This window comes from Rhodococcus sp. H29-C3 (assembly GCF_030063405.1).
Lineage (GTDB): Bacteria > Actinomycetota > Actinomycetes > Mycobacteriales > Mycobacteriaceae > Rhodococcoides.
In genome coordinates this window covers 455,719-472,523 of sequence record NZ_JASITC010000001.1, presented here as the reverse complement: position 1 = coordinate 472,523, position 16,805 = coordinate 455,719, and the positions used below count along the sequence as shown (strand labels likewise).

Genomic DNA, 16,805 nt, shown 5'->3' with positions numbered 1-16,805 from the left:
CAATACAGCACCGACTAGTCTGGCTGGCATGGCCGAGTCTGCTTCCTCCATCTATATCGCCTCACCCGAGGGTGACACCGGTAAGTCGACGATTGCGCTCGGGGTGCTGCAGATGTTGTGTGCTTCGGCGGCGCGGGTCGGTGTGTTCCGGCCGATTGCGCGTTCCACCACCGAGACCGACTACATCCTCGAACTGCTCATCGATCACACCACCGCGGATCTGACGTATGAGCAGTCGTTGGGGGTCACATACGAGGAAGTACATGCCGATCCGGATATGGCGCTCGGTGAGATAGTTTCGCGGTTCCACGAGGTATCCGAACAGTGCGATGCCGTGGTGATCGTCGGCAGCGACTACACCGATGTCGGTAGCCCGAGTGAGCTGGGATACAACGCGCGCATCGCCGCCAATCTGGGTGCCCCGGTGCTGTTGGCGTTGCGAGGCTCGGGAAGAACTGTCACGGAAGTCGCGCAGTACGCCGAGCTGTGCAAGGCCGAACTCCGCGCGCACCATGCGCATCTGGCAGCGATTGTGGCCAACCGGTGTGATCCCGGCAAGCTCGACGAGATCGCGGCAGCACTGGAGCCGCTCGGTGTGCCTGCGTGGACTTTGCCGGAAGTTCCATTGCTCGTTGCGCCGACGATGGCGGAATTGCTGACGGCGATCGACGGCGAAATGTACAGCGGCGACCCCGAGCTGTTGCGCCGTGAAGCGTTGCGGGTCATGGTCGGCGGCATGACGGCCGAGCATATTCTCGAGCGGTTGAGCGAAGGTGTGGTGGTGATCGCGCCCGCAGACCGGTCCGACGTTCTTCTGGCCATGGTCAATGCGCATGAGGCAGAGGGTTTTCCATCGCTCGCGGGCATCATCATGAACGGCGGCATTTCCCCGCATCCGGCTATCGCGCGTCTCGTCGCCGGACTGGGCCCGCGGCTTCCGATTCTGACGACCGGACTGGGTACGTTCGACACGGCTTCGGCCGCGGCGAATACCCGTGGTCGTATGGCGGTGGGTTCGCAGGGCAAGGTCGACACGGCGATCTCGCTGATGGAACAGCGGGTCGACGCCAAGGTGCTCCTCGACCGCCTCGAACTCACCATCCCTGCGGTCACCACCCCGCAGATGTTCGAGTACCAGCTCATTCACCGCGCCCGTACCGATCGCAAACACATCGTGTTGCCGGAGGGCAACGACGATCGGATTCTGCGTGCGGCCGGTCGCTTGTTGCAGCGGCGGGTGGCGCAGTTGACGCTTCTCGGCGAAGAGGGGCCGATCCGTCGTCGGGCCGCGGAACTGGGCGTCCAACTCGACGACGCGCAGGTACTCGATCCGGCAACTTCGGACTACGCGGAAGTGTTCGCCGCGGAGTACACCGAGTTACGCAAACACAAGGGCATGACCATCGAGCGTGCCCGCGAAGTCATGACCGATATCTCGTACTTCGGAACGATGATGGTGCACAAGGGAATTGCCGACGGTATGGTGTCCGGTGCCGCGCACACCACCGCGCATACGATCAGGCCGTCGTTCGAGATCATCAGGACGGCCGAAGGGGTGAACACGGTGTCGTCGATCTTTCTGATGTGTTTGTCGGATCGAGTTCTCGCATACGGTGATTGCGCCATCGTTCCCGACCCGACGGCCGAGCAGTTGGCCGACATCGCCATTTCCTCGGCGCAGACGTCCGCACAATTCGGTATCGAACCGCGTGTGGCGATGCTGTCGTATTCGACCGGTGATTCCGGCACCGGCGCGGGAGTCGACAAGGTGCGCGCAGCCACTGCTCTTGTCCGCGAACGGAGCCCGGAACTGCTGGTGGAGGGTCCGATTCAATACGATGCTGCGATCGAACCCTCGGTCGCCAAGTCGAAGCTTCCCAATTCCGAGGTGGCCGGACGCGCAACGGTGTTCATCTTCCCCGATCTCAATACCGGGAACAACACGTACAAGGCTGTGCAGCGGAGTGCGGGTGCCATCGCTGTCGGGCCGGTACTGCAGGGTCTGCGCAAGCCGGTGAACGATCTCTCTCGTGGTGCGCTGGTGGAAGATATCGTCAATACCGTTGCCATTACGGCCATCCAAGCCCAGGAGATCGAACAATGAGTGTGCTCGTCGTCAACTCGGGCTCGTCCTCGGTGAAGTTCCAACTTCTCGACCCGGTGAGCGGCGTCTCCATCGCGTCGGGGCTCGTGGAGCAGATCGGTGAACCAGAGGGGCACGTGACCCTCGACTACCTCGATGAGGAAACGAAGAAGACGCAGGAGATCGCCGATCACGGGGTCGGTCTCGCGATCGCTTTCGACATGCTCGCTGCCGCGGGTGTGGAACTGGGGTCCGATGTCATGGCCGTCGGACACCGGGTGGTGCACGGCGGTGAGGTGTTCTACCGGCCAACCCTCATCGACGACGGCGTGTTGAAGCAGATATCGGATCTTTCCAATCTTGCGCCACTGCACAATCCACCCAACGTGCTAGGTATCGAGGTTGCACGGCAGCAACTGCCGGACGTGCCGCACGTCGCAGTGTTCGACACCGCGTTCTTTCATAGTCTCCCCGCGGCCGCGTCGACGTATGCAATCGACCGTGACGTCGCGAAAGCTCACGACATTCGTCGATACGGATTCCACGGCACCTCCCACGAATACGTGTCGCAACAGGTGGCGGAGTTCTTGGGGCGCGAGGATCTGAATCAGATAGTTCTGCACCTCGGCAACGGGGCATCCGCTTCGGCGATCCGAGCCGGTTCGCCGATCGACACGTCGATGGGCCTGACACCACTCGAAGGCCTGGTAATGGGCACGCGAAGTGGCGATATCGACCCAGGTGTCGTCATGCATCTGCGGCGCAGCGCGAACATGGAGGTCGACGCCATCGACGAACTGCTCAACCGACGGTCGGGGCTCAAGGGTTTGGCAGGTGTCAACGACTTCCGGCAGCTGCAGCGACATATCGACGACGGTGATGCAGACGCCGCGCTGGCGTTCGATGTCTACATCCATCGCCTACGCAAGTACATCGGTGCCTACATGCTCGACCTCGGCCGACTCGACGCCATCACCTTCACTGCTGGGGTGGGCGAGAACGCCGCAGCGGTCCGTGCGTCCGCACTGGCAGGCCTCGGCGGATTCGGTATCGAAATCGACGGCGAGAGAAATGCGGCACGCAGCAGGAAGGCTCGGGTCATCTCGACCGATGCGTCGGCGGTGACGGTACTGGTGGTACCGACCAACGAGGAACTGGCCATCGCGCGGGCGGCGGCTCAGCTGGTGCGATCAGAACAGTGACTGCGGCCTGATGGCGTTCGCCAGATCCACCAGGGTATAGCGGTGGGCTCGGTCGGTCGCATTGCGGGCCAGAGCGCGTAGACCCGCTTCGGTACCGGTACGCAGGCCTGACTCGGTGAACGGAGAGCCGAGGATGGGCTCGCGTTCCTCTGCGACGGCGTGCCCGGATCGCACCCAGTCCACTGCCATCGCCAACACCAACGTACGCATTTGCAGGGTACGGCTCTCCCCACGCGGCAACATGGCAACGCGACGCGCTGCCTCACGAAAGTCTTTCTCCTCCAGGTCTTTCGATGATCGATCCATTAAAATCACCAGGACGCTGGTCATTCGCGCGACGGCATAGTGGCGTGAGCTGATCGGTACCTGGTCGAGAGCGGCTACCGCGCCTTCGAAGTCTCCGCGATACATCATCTGCCGCGCCAGACCGAACGCCGAGCTGACGATCGCACGGTTGGTTCGCCACACTGCCCGGTAGTACGACTCGGCGCACGCTCGCCACTTCTCGCGCTCGTCGGTGTCGAACTTCTCGGTACCTTCCCTGATGAGTTCGGCAGTGGCAGCGAGGGCTATCTTGGGCGCGAGCTCCCCCGGGAGTGCATCGAGGACCTTCTCGAAATGCATCGAGGCGTAGCCGAATTCGCCACGAAGCAATCCGATGAGGCCCGCGTACCACTCGACCCGCCAGGGATCGTTTCCGTCGGTGCGGACCTGTGCGAGAACGGAACTCGCAACTCCGACATCGCCGAGGTCGAGGTGTGCTTTGACCTCGGCGAGCGTGATCTCCAGACCGCCGGACGAGCCGTCGGCGAAGCGCTCGATGCCGTTGCGACGTGCATGCGCCAACGAATCCAGTGTCTGCTGGGGTTCGCTGTGCACGGACGCGGCGAGCAGAGGTGCGCTCGGGTCGGCGGGATCGACCAGCGGCACGGGCAGCGCTGTGACGATCTCGCGGCCGTTGATCTTCTCGCCACGGAGCTTCCCGTCGACGTACGTGTCGGTTCGGCCCACCGATTCCTCGGTGCCGAACGTGGTACGCGGCGGACTGAACGCCGTCGACAGCCCGGGTCGTTCGGTTCCCGTCTTCAACGCCAAAATTTCACGCAACACCCCGGTGGCCTGGCTTGCCAGTACCTCTGCTGTCGAAAAGCGTTGTGAAGGATCGGGATTGGTGGCACGTTGCAGTAATCGATGGAACGACGGATAGGTGCGCAACAACTCGTGATCGTCGGCGGAAGGAATGCCGGCTTCGTACCTGCCCCCGCTCGAGGGCATCTCCAGCGTGAGGACCGCAAGAGTGCGGCCGACGGTGTAGATATCCGAGCTGATGGTCGGCCCGGTCTTGGCGATCTCGGGAGCTTGATACCCGGCTGTGCCGTACAGGTATCCGAAGTCTTCGATTCCCGAGACGGCACCGAGATCGATGAGTTTGATCTGATCGTCGGTCACCATGATGTTCTCGGGTTTGAGATCGTTGTAGACCAAGCCGATGGAGTGCAGATACGCCATCGCCGGCAGCACCTCGAGGATGTAGGCGATCGCTTGCTCTACCGGCATGCGTTTGTGCTCGTCCTGCGTCGGCAGGATATCTCGGAGCGAGCGTCCACCGACGTATTCCATGACGATGAAACCTATATTCGTGCCGTCGGCGCGCGGTTGCTCGACGAAGTTGTAGATCTTTACCACGCCCGGATGCGCGACTTCGGCGAGGAACTGACGCTCGGCCACCGCAACGGCACGCGCCTCGTCGTCGCCGGAATGGAGCAAACCTTTCAGCACCACCCATCGATCGCTGACATTGCGATCGATCGCGAGATAGACCCACCCCAGCCCTCCGTGCGCGATACATCCCTGCACTTCGTACTGCCCGACCACCAAATCACCGGGCTCGAGTAGTGGTGAGAAGTCGTAGTGGGAACCACAGCGATCGCACGTTCCGGCCGGCTTGTCCGGTTCTCCCTCAGCGTTTCGGCCGACTGGTGCATTGCATTTCCAACAGAATCTTTTTCGCTGCGGAACCGTGGGATCTTGCATGACGGCCGTAGCGGGATCCACCGGATCGACCCGAGGGACTTCGACCAACCCGGCGCCGAGTCGCCGCCTGATCCCGGTACCGCGCGTGCGACCGGACCGCACACGCCCCGACGTCCGATCGGACCGCCGGACGGAGGCAGGGGTTCGCTCCACTGCCTGGGTCCGGTCCGCTGCGGATGGTCTCTCGACGGCCTGGGTGCGGTCCGTGAAATCGGGTTCCGCGGTCGGCGCCGTCGCCGGGCCGGTAGGTGTGTCGGGATCGCCCATGATCAGTCGACGTACGTAGGTGCGGGAGGACCCGGCGAAGTACCCATCACCGTGAGCCACTTGTTGTACAACCGATTCCACGTGCCGTCCGAGCGAACCCGTTCGAGGGTACCGTTGACGAATCTGACCAAGTCTTCGCTCTCCTTCTTGATTCCGACACCATAAGGCTCAGGGCTCAAACTGGCGCCTACGATCTCGAGATATGGATCCTGCGAGGCGAGACCGGCAAGAATTGCGTCGTCGGTGCTGATCGCGTCGACCTGGCGTTGCTGCAGCACGACAAGGCAATCCGACCACATCGAGGCAGTGACGATCTGCGCCGTCGGCACGATGCGCTGCAGTCTGCGCAGTGACGTCGTGCCGTCCACCGCGCATACTCGCTTGTCGGCAAGATCGGCGACTCCGTTGATCCCCGATCCTTTGACTGCCAGAACACGTTGCTGCGCTTGGAAGTACACGGTGGAGAACGACACGTCCTCTTTGCGGGCACAGGTGACCGTCATGGTTTTCACCACGATGTCGACCGTCGAATCCTGCAGTCCCTCGATACGTTCGGCGGAGGACATTATCCGAAAATCCACCCGATCCGGATCGCCGAACAGGTCGCGGGAGATCTCCCTCGCGATGTCGACGTCGAATCCGACGAGTTTGCCGGTCATCGGGTCGCGAAAGCTGAAGAGATTGCTACCGGCATCGAGCCCGACGATCAACCGGCCACGTTCTTTGATCGCGTCGACGGTCGGCATCGGCGGGGCGTTCTCACCGGCTGCTCCGGGCGGTATCGGCCGCAGGCTGGAGGTGGGGCGATCGCACTGGGGATCCGGAATCGACGGCTCGGAAGCGGTGGGAGCGGGGCCTGCGCCGTCGGGCAGCGGTGGTTCGGTGTAGCTGACGGCCGGAACATCCGGTACCGCATCTTCGGTTGCGCATCCCGCGATCAGTGCACCGACGACAGCGAGGATTGCGAACGAGAAACGAAGGGACACCGAACTTTTCACAGGTACTCACGCAACCTCGGAATGAGCCCCGCTCCGACTGCTGCGGCAGCGGCGACGGCGAGGACGATCGCACCTGAGGCCAGACCGGTCAGGACCGACTTGGCGCGAACAACGTTGCCGCGCAGTTCAGCACGTGCGTCGTCGATTCCGTCGTCGAGCATCGTGTCGAGCAAGCGGAATTGGGTCGAGGAATCCTGAACACCGTTACCGGTGGCCACGGTGACAGCAGTAGTGAAGTCGCCGACAGCGAGTGCCTGGTCGATCCGCTCATGCGAGGCCTTCCACGCGGCGACCGAGCCGGTCATCTCGGCATTGTCTGCAAACAGTTCGGTCAAGCGGTCGGTGTTCTGCGCGAACTCCGCGTCGAACTCTCTGGTACTTCCGCGTCGGATCAGGTTGAGTGTTTCATCGGCGCGGGCCTGCTGCGCCAGGATGAAACCTGAGGTCAGTTTCTGCAACGGAGCAACACCGCGGTCCAGTGCGCGGTCGGTGGCTATCGAAGAAATCAGCCCCGCCACCAACATCCACCCGAGCAGGATCGCGATCGCCAAAGACGCTCCGAGAAATCCCGCGTTGAGCTTCCGGCGGGTGCGGGTAGAGAGGTATATCTGTGCGAGCACCAGCAGTATCAGGCACACCACGATGAGACCGATCGACACGAACGGTGGATTGACGAAACGTTCCTGGTCGTTGGCCACTCGAGCTGCCTGCTCGGCGTAGAGGCGTTCGGCACGGGGCAGCAGCGAGGACTGCATCTGCGTCGACGCCTCACCCAGGTACGCCGCACCGACGGGATTGCCACTGCGATTGTTGGCACGAGCGGTTTCCACCAGTCCGGTATACACCGGCAGGCCCGCGCCGATCTCCATGAGAACCCTCCGCGCTTCGTCGTCCGAAACCGCGAGCCCGTCGGATGCCCGGATCAATTCGGTGCCGGCATTTCCGATCGCCTGGGTGTATCGATCGCGAACGTCCTTGGGCTCCAACCCGCCGGCGATGAAGGCAGTCGAGGCAGCCGCGTCGGCAACGGACAGTGCGCCGTAGAGGTTCTGTGCCGAGTTGGCGAGTGGCTCGGTCCGAACGAGAAGAGTGTCCAGAGTCCGAGCTCTCTCGGATACCGAGATGGAAGTAACGGTGCCCGTGACCACGAACGCGATGATGAGTATCAGTCCCAGAGCGATCATGCGCGCCGGTGTCGACCGAATCAGACGCTGCAGTTCGCGTCGAGAATCGGCCTCCGACGTCACGGCAGCCGTCGTAGGAGGTACGGCAGCCGAGGGCGTAGTGCCGACCACAATCACAGTACCGAGCATATAAGCCGGAGCCACCGTCCGTACGCCTACCGGAAGGTTCACCTAGGGTGTCGGTATGCGTGGCGACGGTGACGGGTGGGTTGTAGGTGAGGACGGCACGCGGCACTGGGGCAAGCACGGCGCGGCGGGGCTACTACTGCGGGCGCCTTCGCCGCACGGTAAGCCGACGGTCCTTCTGCAGCACCGGGCGCTCTGGAGCCATCAAGGCGGGACGTGGGCGTTGCCGGGTGGCGCAAAGGACTCGCACGAAACCAACGTGCACGCCGCTGTTCGCGAAGCAGACGAGGAAGCCGGAATCGGTGCCGACAACGTTTTCGTACGCGGCGAAGTCGAGACGGCACGGATGGCGAGCGGATGGTCCTACACGACCGTCGTCGCCGACGCGGCCACCCAACTCGACACCACGATAAACGGTGAGAGCACCGAACTCCGGTGGGTTCCGGAGAGCCTGGTCGATCAACTGCCCCTACATCCGGGATTCGCCGCCAGCTGGGCCTCCCTGCGCATCAGCCCGCTACGAGTTCTGCTGGACACCGCGAACGTACTCGGCTCGAGGCCCGACGGTTGGTGGCGTGATCGCAGCGGCGCAACAGGCAAGTTGCTGAGCTCGCTGGCGGGCACCCTTCCGCGAACCGTCGAGCTGCCGGGTGTCGGCTTCGGCTGGCTCACCCGGATCGAGGCCGTACTCGAAGGTGAAGCACGAGCAGCGCAGTTCGAGGACATCAGAGTCCCCCTGATCCACGCCGCCGGCAGCGGGGACGACGAGCTCGCATCACAGGCACAGGCGTCGACGACACTCACTGCTGTGGTCACCGCGGACCGCGGACTGCAGCAACGGATCCCGACGTCGGTGCAGGTGCTATCGCCGTCGACCGTGCTGGGATGGCTCGGCTAGCCAGCCGTGCATTTTCGGATCTACCGGGTCAGCCCTGCAACGCGAGCTTGAGCTCCCGTGCAGCTGCCTGTGGATCTCGAGCTTTGGTGATGGCCCGTACGACGACGATGCGATCCGCGCCCGCGGCGAGAACTTCGTGGACGTTCTCGGCGTCGATCCCGCCGATGGCGAACCACGGCCGCGTCGGAGCGGATTCCGCGGTACTGCGCAACAGGTCCAGACCGGCTGCTTTCCGGTTCGGTTTGGTCGGTGTGGCCCAGATCGGCCCGGTAGCGAAATAGTCGACGCCGTCCTCGATGGCAGCGAGAGCGGCCTGGCTTCGATTCTGTGTCGACCGCCCGATGACGACGTCGGGGCCGAGGATCTGGCGCGCATAGTGGACCGGAAGATCACCCTGGCCGAGATGCAGCACGTCGGCGCCCGATGCGAGGGCAAGATCGGCGCGGTCGTTGACTGCGAGGAGAGCACCGTGACGTTTGGTGGCGGCCGACAGAATTGCCAGCGCAGCCAACTCGTCCTTGGCTTCGAGCGGGCCGAACGTGCGCTCGCCTTCGGAGTTCTTGTCGCGAAGTTGAATGACGTCGACGCCACCGGACAGTGCGGCCTCGGCGAACTGGGCGAGATCGCCGAGTTCGCGTCGAGCATCGGTGCACAGATACAGCCGAGCTGATGTCAAACGCTCACGCGCTTCCGGGTTGCGGATGATCCGATCGCTTTGCACACCGGCAACGGTAGTCTGTTGGCGAGAGTCGATACACGGGAGTCCCAGGTACGTGGGGCTGAGAGTGGACACGCCGTCCTTACCGTCAATACCTGACCCGGATCATGCCGGCGCAGGGAGTGAGGTGGTGAGAGAAGTGCCCAAGAGTCTTTCCGTGGTCGGCGGCGGAGTGATCGGCCTCGCAGTGGCCGCACGATCGGCGCGCGACGGCTGGTCCGTGCGGCTACACGATCCGTCGGTCGGTACCGGTGCATCGTGGGTGGCCGGGGGAATGCTCGCGCCGCTGTCCGAGGGGTGGCCTGGCGAACACGAACTGCTCGAACTCGGCGCTCATTCCCTCGCCAGATGGCCCGAATTTGCACGAGCGCTCCCTGGCCCGTCGGTGTTCTCCGCCACCGGATCACTGACAGTGGCCCTCGATGCAGCCGACGCAACCGATCTGCGAACCATTGCCGATTGGGTCGGGAAGCAGGGGCACGATCTCGAGATCCTCGGTCGGGCACAGATCCGGGAGCTCGAGCCTTCCCTTGCCCAGAACATTCGCCTCGGGCTGTTGGCACCCACCGAACTGGCCATCGACAACCGCATGCTGCTCGAAGCACTGCACACCGCAGCGGTGAGCGCAGGCGTCGAATTCTCCACCGACACCGTCACCGATCTCGACGCACTGACTACCGACCGCATCGTGCTGGCAGCAGGCGCCCAGACCTCCGCGCTCCTCGCCGATGTACCGGTCCGGGCAGTCAAAGGCGAAATACTTCGTCTACGACGCAGACCCAGTGCCACACCTGCCCCGACCCGAACGATCCGCGGCAGCGTCCACGGACGCGCGATCTACCTGGTGCCGCGCGGAGACGGACTGGTTCTCGGGGCCACACAATACGAATCGGGTCAGGACACCCAGGTCACCGTGGCAGGCGTCCGAGACCTCATCGCCGACGCAGAGCGGTTGATGCCGGGCCTCGGCGAATACGAACTTCACGAATGCGCAGCAGGCCTGCGCCCGATGAGCCCCGATGGGTTGCCACTCATCGGCAAGATCTCCGACCGCGTCATCGTCGCGTCGGGCCACGGCCGCAATGGAATCCTGTTGATGCCCATCACCGCAGACGCCGTCGCTGCACTACTGGAAGACGACGCACTCATCGAAGCGAAGGCCGCAGACCCGGCCCGATTCACCACAGATAGGAAACAATGACTGCCCTGGCAATAGGTGTCACCGTCAACGGTGAGGACCACCTCCTGACCGAAGAGATGACAATGCGTCAACTGCTCGAACATCTTTCGATGCCACCGAAGGGAATCGCCGTCGCCGTCGACGGCGTGGTGCTACCGAAGAGCCGTTGGGATTCGACCACGGTGAGCAAAGGCTGGACCATCGACGTACTGACGGCGGTGCAGGGTGGTTGATTCTCTGAAGATCGCGGACAGGACGTTCGACTCGCGGCTCGTCATGGGCACCGGTGGAGCGGCCAATCTCGCGGTTCTCGAAGAAGCCCTCGTGGCCTCCGGTACCGAATTGACCACTGTGGCGATGCGTCGAGTCGACGCCGCGGGTGGCACCGGTGTCCTCGACCTGTTGCGACGGCTGAACATCGCACCGTTGCCCAACACCGCCGGATGTCGCGGTGCCGCCGAGGCAGTACTGACCGCGCAACTCGGACGCGAGGCGCTCGAGACCGACTGGGTGAAACTCGAGGTCATCGCCGACGAGCGAACCCTGCTGCCCGACGCCATCGAATTGGTCAAGGCCGCAGAACAACTGGTCGACGACGGATTCAACGTGCTGCCCTACACCACGGACGACCCCGTCCTGGCCAAGCGACTCGAAGACATCGGTTGCGTCGCCGTCATGCCCCTCGGTGCACCCATCGGAACCGGCCTCGGCATCTCGAATCCGCACAACATCGAGATGATCGTCGACGCAGCGACCGTGCCCGTCATCCTCGATGCGGGCATCGGCACGGCAAGCGACGCGGCGCTGGCGATGGAACTCGGCTGCGACGCCGTCCTACTGGCAACGGCGGTCACCAGGGCACAAGACCCTGCGCTCATGGCGTCGGCGATGAAGCATGCCGTCGTGGCCGGTTACCAGGCCCGCCAGGCCGGCCGGATACCGAAACGTTTCTGGGCTCAGGCGAGTTCACCGATGTAGCTGCACGTCATCCCAAAGGATGACCTCAGGTCGCGACTCAGGGGTGATGTGCCGGGGCAGTTCGGTAGTGGACAGTGAGTCCCATGATCGAAGTCAAAGGACTGACCAAACAGTTCGGAAACACCAAGGCGGTCGAAGACCTGACCTTCACGGTGAAGCCCGGCATCGTCACGGGCTTCCTCGGACCAAACGGTGCGGGCAAGTCGACGACCATGCGCATGATCCTCGGATTGGACCGCCCCACCAGTGGGGTGGCGCTGATCGAGGGCAAGCCCTACAACAAGATCAAGCAACCGCTCCGGACGGTCGGTGCTTTGCTGGATGCGAAGTGGGTGCATCCCAACCGGTCTGCGCGGGCACATCTCGAGTGGATGGCCGCGTCCAACGACATCGCGAAGTCTCGAGTGGACGAGGTGCTTCGGCTCGTCGGCCTCACCGACGTCGCGAAGAAGAACGCGGGCGGGTTCTCGCTCGGTATGTCACAGCGACTCGGCCTTGCCGGTGCGCTTCTGGGTGACCCGAAAGTCCTTCTGTTCGACGAGCCGGTCAACGGGCTCGACCCCGAAGGCATTGTCTGGATTCGCAAATTCATGCAGCGCCTCGCAGCCGAAGGCAGAACGGTCCTCGTCTCGAGTCATCTGCTGTCCGAAATGGCACAGACAGCAGAGAATCTCGTGGTGATCGGTCGCGGAAAGCTGATCTTCGACTCGTCGGTCCAGGATTTCATCGACCACGCGTCCGAGGCCTCGGTCCGAGTTCGAAGCCCACAGCTCGACGCCCTTCGCAGTGCGTTGACCTCCGCCGGATTGACGGTGCGCGAACCGGATTCGGCAGAGGAGCTGCAGCCCTCGCTCGTCGTTGTCGACTCGTCCACCGATGCGATCGGTGACATCGCAGGCCGTGCCGGCATCGTGCTGCACGAGTTGTCCTCGCAGCGTGGCTCGTTGGAGGAAGCGTTCATGAAGCTCACAGGACACGACGTGCAATTCCACGGCGAAGGTGCCGAAGATCCGAACATTCAGCAAGCGATGGGTGGTTCACTCTGATGGGTGTCCTGGCAGCGGAACGAATCAAAATCACCTCGACCAAGTCACCGTGGTGGTGCACGATAGCCATCATCGTGCTCGGACTCGGCTTGGCGGCGATCGTCGGCATCACGTCCAAGTTGGGTGTCAATTCTTACAACAATCAACTCGCACAGGGTGATCAGCCCGACTTCGAACCGTTCTTTCCGTCCGCGTTCGAGGCAGTAGGCAGCGGTGTCGGTGGATTCGGAGCATTGGTGCTCATGATTCTGGCGGCACTGACGGTCACCAGCGAATACCGCTTCGGCGTCATCAGGACCACCTTTCAGGCCATCCCGAACCGAGCCGCAGTACTGACCTCGAAGGCCCTGCTGATCGGGGTGTTCGGCTTCTTGCTCAGCTTGGTTCTCGGCCTCGGCGCGTTCTACCTGGCCAAGGCGACCGCAGGTTCCGACGCCGGGCGACTGCTGAGCTTCGACACCGACGGCACCTGGCGCGTCATCTACGGCACGGCCATTCTGGCGTTCCTTCAGGTCATCATCGCGGTCGGCGTCGGTGCGCTGCTTCGGCAGTCGGCGGGCGCTATCGCACTACTGCTGCTGTGGCCGTTGGTCATCGAGAATCTGTTCGGATTGTTCGGCTCGTTCGGTCGTGCGGTTCAACCGTTCCTGCCGTGGGCGAACACCAGCAACTTCCTCGGTCAGGACGGCGGCATCGACTTCCACTGGGGGCCCATCGGTAGTCTGATCTACTTCATCGTGTTCACCGCGGTCGTCTTCGGTGCTGCAGTGTTGGTGACGAATCGCCGAGACGCCTGACCTTTGTGCAGTTAAGGTGCATGCATGCGACGGACAACCCTTCTGGCAAGTTTCGCAGCAGGCATGCTCGTGATGGCCGGTTGTTCCTCGTCTTCGGATGAGGAACAACCGGCCATCGCTGCTCCTACCCCGGTTGCGACAGCAGACGGCCGGGGGCTTGCCGACGCAGTCACCGAGGAGGGCGTCATCGCTCACCTCGAACAACTCGAGCGAATTGCCACCGACAACAACGGGAATCGCGCAGCGGGTACTCCTGGATACGACGCAAGTGTCGACTACGTCGTCGATCAGCTCGAGTCCGCCGGATTCGCGGTGGAGACACCCGAATTCGAGTTCGATCAATTCACCGCCGACACCCAACGGCTCTCTGCAGGCGATCAGCAGCTCTCGGTCAGCGCTCTGACCTATTCACCGTCGTCTCCATCCGACGGCATCACCGCACGGGTGGTTCTCGCCCCGGCCGACGGTTCACCTGGTTGCGAAGCAACAGATTACGACGGTCTCGAGGTGTCCGGTGCCATCGTCGTCGTCGACCGGGGCGTGTGTCCGTTCGGCGCGAAACAGACCGTCGCAGCAGAGCTGGGTGCTGTCGCGATCATCGTGGTGAACAACGAGCCAGGGCCGCTCGACGGCGGCACGCTCGGTAGCGCCGACATCGCGAAGATTCCTGCCGGTGGCGTCAGCGCCGAAGACGGACCGATCGTGGCGTCGGCGCCGGAATTGACGCTCACTCTCGACACCGAAACTACAACCACCAAGAGTCGCAACGTCATTGCGCAAACCAAGACGGGCAGCACCGAGAACGTCGTCGTCGCGGGCGCTCACCTCGACAGTGTCCCCGAGGGGCCGGGCATCAACGACAACGGCAGTGGCACCGCTGCGGTTCTCGAGACGGCCCTGAAGATGGGAAGCGAACCGGACATCACCAACGCCGTGCGTTTCACGTTCTGGGGGGCCGAGGAGCCGGGGCTCGTGGGGTCGACCAAATACGTCGAGGGGCTGAGCGAGGAGGACGAAGCAGCAATCGCGCTGTATCTGAATTTCGACATGATCGCCTCGCACAACGCCGGCTACCTCGCCTACGACGGCGACGACTCGGACAAGGTCGGCGCTCCGGCGGGACCGCCGGGATCGGAAGGGATCGAGCGGGTATTCCTCGAGCGTCTGCAGCAAGAAGGCATCGCCGCCGACGGGACCGACTTCGACGGCCGCTCCGATTACGGCCCGTTCATCGACGTCGGCATTCCGTCCGGGGGAGTGTTCAGCGGTGCGGACGAGACGAAGTCTGCCGAGCAGGCGGCCAAGTGGGGTGGGACGGCCGAGGAAACGTTCGACCAGAATTACCACACCGCCGAAGACACCCTCGCCAATATCGACCGAGCTGCTTTGGATTCGAATGCATCGGCGGTCGCGTTCGGTATCGGAACTTTCGCGCAGGAGATCGACGGCCCGAACGGTGTTCCCTCGGGTGCGGCACGTACCGAGGCGCGGTCGGGGGAATGAGATATGTGTAACCTTCGGTTACAGTCGCTCCTGTGAATCCGTACGTGGCGTCGACCGCCGAGTGGATCCGGGGCGTCAACCGACGCCCCGCTGTGGTCGACGTGGTGCGCAGAGTACGGCGATTACTTCCCGGTGATCCGTCCTTCGGCGATCCGCTGTCGATCGCGGGGCCCGGATCTGCGCTGGCAGTGGCGCGCGTCGCAGACAAGTTTCTCGACGACGAACCGGGAGCATCCCGCGAGGTCGGCTTGGGTGCACTTCAACTGTGGCAGGCAGTGCTCGAACGAACCGGCCACGGCCGTGGCGAGCGCAAGATGACCATCCTCTTCACCGACCTCGTCGGGTTTTCGACGTGGTCGCTGGTGGCGGGCGATACCGGCACTCTGACGCTACTGCGCAAGGTGTCCAAGGCAATCGAACCCGCCATCGAGATCGCCGGTGGGCACGTCGTCAAGCGGTTGGGCGACGGCGTCATGGCAGTGTTCTCACGGCCCGAGAGGGCGCTGGAAGCTGCGATAGCGGCACGTGCAGCCCTCGCCGAGGTGGACGTAGACGGATACACCCCGACGATGCGCGTCGGTATTCATACCGGTAGCCCGCGGCAGATCGGATCCGACTGGCTCGGTGTCGACGTCACAGTTGCCGCTCGCGTGATGCAAACCGGCGGAGACGGGAATCTGATGATCTCGCAACCGTCGGTCGATGCGATGCCCCCCGAGACGCTGGAGCGACTGGGACTGGCTACTCGGCCTTATCGCCGCGGCTTCTTCGCGCCCAAGCTCAGCGGTGTCCCCGAAGATCTACGCATTCTCCGTGTGGTGCAGTCGCCACAGCGGTGACACCGGGCCGTGACCCGCGCCGAGGTCGTAGGACGCCTCGAGGCACCGAGTGACCCATTCCTTGCCGAACGCGACGGCATCGGGCACGGAGTACCCGTGCGCCAATGCGCAGGTGATGGCCGCTCCGAGTGTGTCGCCCCCACCGTGGTCGTTTCCGGTGTCGATGCGAGGGCCGGAAAATTCGAGAAATGTGTCGCCGTCGTACAAGATGTCCGTGCTTTTGTCCGAGGTGCGGAGATGGCCACCCTTGACGAGGGCCCACTGGGCGCCCAGTTGGTGCAGAGCCTCGGCTGCGCGACGTGCGGAGTCGTCGTCGACCACGACGATGCCGGTGATCAACCTGATTTCATCGAGATTGGGAGTGACGATCGTGGCAATGGGGAAGAGTGTCGTGCGGATTGCGTCGAGGGCTTCCTCGTGCAGCAACGGATCACCGTGCATCGATGCGCAGACCGGGTCGACCAGCAATGGCACCGGCTGATCGCGGCCGATTCCTACCTCTGTACAGACAGCGGTGACGGCCTCGATGATGGCCGTGGAGGCGAGCATTCCTGTCTTCGCCGCGCTGACTCCGATGTCGCCGACCACCACGCGAACTTGATCCGCGACGACACGCGGTGGGATCTCGTGAAAGCCGGATACGCCGACGGTGTTCTGAACGGTGACCGCGGCCACGGCTACACAGGCGTGGACGCCGCACAGCGCCATCGTCCGACTGTCGGCTTGGATACCCGCCCCGCCGCCTGAATCGGTGCCGGCGATCGTCAGCGCTCGGACGGGGGTGGAGCCGTCGGGCGTCAGCGGTAGGAGCTTCACAAGAGGTGACAGTACCGGCAACGGTCCACGTGGTCTTCGCAGATATGCCCATCGAAGTGAATGTTGTTGATTCACAATGAAATAGTGGCCGACTCTATGACGGTTACCAGCGGGGCGTTGTATACCTACGTAACCG

The 16,805-nt window shown here is 63.3% G+C and carries 15 protein-coding genes and 1 riboswitch; of the genes, 10 read left to right on the top strand and 5 right to left on the bottom strand.

Annotation, left to right across the window (positions count from 1 at the left end):
* Positions 1–28 precede the first annotated feature (28 nt).
* The gene (gene pta / locus QMK32_RS02325; RefSeq protein WP_283472732.1) at positions 29–2,104 is read left to right on the top strand and encodes a phosphate acetyltransferase; all 2,076 of its coding nucleotides are present in this window, start codon (positions 29–31) and stop codon (positions 2,102–2,104) included.
* Positions 2,101–3,285, top strand: a complete 1,185-nt coding sequence (locus QMK32_RS02320; protein WP_283472731.1) for an acetate kinase — start codon at positions 2,101–2,103, stop codon at positions 3,283–3,285. Before pta ends, QMK32_RS02320 begins: the two co-directional genes overlap by 4 nt.
* On the opposite strand, the gene QMK32_RS02315 is transcribed toward QMK32_RS02320, so the two are convergent.
* From QMK32_RS02315 to QMK32_RS02305, 3 genes are read right to left on the bottom strand one after another with little or no spacing between them, the layout of a single operon-like run.
* On the bottom strand, positions 3,274–5,586 hold the full coding sequence (locus QMK32_RS02315; protein ID WP_283473153.1) for a serine/threonine-protein kinase: 2,313 nt from the start codon (positions 5,584–5,586) through the stop codon (positions 3,274–3,276). The genes QMK32_RS02320 and QMK32_RS02315 overlap by 12 nt on opposite strands.
* A 2-nt stretch (positions 5,587–5,588) precedes the next feature.
* Entirely contained in the window at positions 5,589–6,572 is a 984-nt protein-coding gene (locus QMK32_RS02310) for a glutamate ABC transporter substrate-binding protein (protein WP_442972386.1), read from the bottom strand.
* Positions 6,573–6,580: 8 nt separating this feature from the next.
* On the bottom strand, positions 6,581–7,885 hold the full coding sequence (locus QMK32_RS02305; protein ID WP_269304598.1) for a GlnX family signal transduction membrane protein: 1,305 nt from the start codon (positions 7,883–7,885) through the stop codon (positions 6,581–6,583).
* A 67-nt stretch (positions 7,886–7,952) separates the two neighbouring features.
* Between QMK32_RS02305 and QMK32_RS02300 the strand changes: the two genes are divergently transcribed.
* A complete protein-coding gene (locus QMK32_RS02300) occupies positions 7,953–8,792 on the top strand; it encodes an NUDIX hydrolase (RefSeq protein WP_283472730.1) in 840 nt (279 codons plus the stop codon).
* A gap of 28 nt (positions 8,793–8,820) precedes the next feature.
* On the opposite strand, the gene thiE is transcribed toward QMK32_RS02300, so the two are convergent.
* Positions 8,821–9,513, bottom strand: coding sequence for a thiamine phosphate synthase (gene thiE / locus QMK32_RS02295; protein ID WP_283472729.1), 693 nt, complete (start codon positions 9,511–9,513; stop codon positions 8,821–8,823).
* Between the two features lie 25 nt (positions 9,514–9,538).
* Positions 9,539–9,649: riboswitch (TPP riboswitch) on the top strand.
* Between thiE and thiO the strand changes: the two genes are divergently transcribed.
* The 7 genes from thiO to QMK32_RS02260 all read left to right on the top strand — a co-directional run bounded on the left by thiO (position 9,650) and on the right by QMK32_RS02260 (position 15,853).
* Positions 9,650–10,711 carry a glycine oxidase ThiO gene (thiO, locus tag QMK32_RS02290; RefSeq protein WP_283472728.1) on the top strand — a complete coding sequence of 354 codons (1,062 nt, stop codon included), beginning with the start codon at positions 9,650–9,652 and terminating at the stop codon, positions 10,709–10,711.
* Positions 10,708–10,923: a sulfur carrier protein ThiS gene (thiS, locus tag QMK32_RS02285; RefSeq protein ID WP_269304603.1), complete on the top strand. Its 216-nt coding sequence runs from the start codon at positions 10,708–10,710 to the stop codon at positions 10,921–10,923. Before thiO ends, thiS begins: the two co-directional genes overlap by 4 nt.
* The gene (locus tag QMK32_RS02280; protein WP_283472727.1) at positions 10,916–11,668 is read left to right on the top strand and encodes a thiazole synthase; all 753 of its coding nucleotides are present in this window, start codon (positions 10,916–10,918) and stop codon (positions 11,666–11,668) included. Before thiS ends, QMK32_RS02280 begins: the two co-directional genes overlap by 8 nt.
* An 83-nt stretch (positions 11,669–11,751) precedes the next feature.
* Positions 11,752–12,714, top strand: a complete 963-nt coding sequence (locus QMK32_RS02275) for an ABC transporter ATP-binding protein (RefSeq protein WP_283472726.1) — start codon at positions 11,752–11,754, stop codon at positions 12,712–12,714.
* Positions 12,714–13,511 carry an ABC transporter permease gene (locus QMK32_RS02270; protein ID WP_283472725.1) on the top strand — a complete coding sequence of 266 codons (798 nt, stop codon included), beginning with the start codon at positions 12,714–12,716 and terminating at the stop codon, positions 13,509–13,511. Before QMK32_RS02275 ends, QMK32_RS02270 begins: the two co-directional genes overlap by 1 nt.
* A 24-nt stretch (positions 13,512–13,535) precedes the next feature.
* Complete coding sequence (locus QMK32_RS02265) at positions 13,536–15,014, top strand: M28 family peptidase (RefSeq protein WP_283472723.1); 1,479 nt, start codon at positions 13,536–13,538, stop codon at positions 15,012–15,014.
* Between the two features lie 32 nt (positions 15,015–15,046).
* Positions 15,047–15,853 (top strand): adenylate/guanylate cyclase domain-containing protein, encoded by an 807-nt coding sequence (locus tag QMK32_RS02260; RefSeq protein WP_283472721.1) that lies wholly within the window; start codon positions 15,047–15,049, stop codon positions 15,851–15,853.
* Here QMK32_RS02260 and thiD read toward each other — a convergent pair.
* Positions 15,815–16,669: a bifunctional hydroxymethylpyrimidine kinase/phosphomethylpyrimidine kinase gene (gene thiD / locus QMK32_RS02255; protein ID WP_283472719.1), complete on the bottom strand. Its 855-nt coding sequence runs from the start codon at positions 16,667–16,669 to the stop codon at positions 15,815–15,817. The genes QMK32_RS02260 and thiD overlap by 39 nt on opposite strands.
* Positions 16,670–16,805: the final 136 nt, after the last annotated feature.

What these genes read in the sequence shown, in the direction of transcription:
- pta (WP_283472732.1), top strand. Translation starts at nt 29, where the DNA reads ATGGCCGAGTCTGCTTCCTCCATCTATATCGCCTCACCCGAGGGTGAC.
- QMK32_RS02320 (WP_283472731.1), top strand. Translation starts at nt 2,101, where the DNA reads ATGAGTGTGCTCGTCGTCAACTCGGGCTCGTCCTCGGTGAAGTTCCAA.
- QMK32_RS02315 (WP_283473153.1), bottom strand. Translation starts at nt 5,586, where the DNA reads ATGGGCGATCCCGACACACCTACCGGCCCGGCGACGGCGCCGACCGCG.
- QMK32_RS02300 (WP_283472730.1), top strand. Translation starts at nt 7,953, where the DNA reads ATGCGTGGCGACGGTGACGGGTGGGTTGTAGGTGAGGACGGCACGCGG.
- thiS (WP_269304603.1), top strand. Translation starts at nt 10,708, where the DNA reads ATGACTGCCCTGGCAATAGGTGTCACCGTCAACGGTGAGGACCACCTC.
- QMK32_RS02275 (WP_283472726.1), top strand. Translation starts at nt 11,752, where the DNA reads ATGATCGAAGTCAAAGGACTGACCAAACAGTTCGGAAACACCAAGGCG.
- QMK32_RS02270 (WP_283472725.1), top strand. Translation starts at nt 12,714, where the DNA reads ATGGGTGTCCTGGCAGCGGAACGAATCAAAATCACCTCGACCAAGTCA.
- QMK32_RS02265 (WP_283472723.1), top strand. Translation starts at nt 13,536, where the DNA reads ATGCGACGGACAACCCTTCTGGCAAGTTTCGCAGCAGGCATGCTCGTG.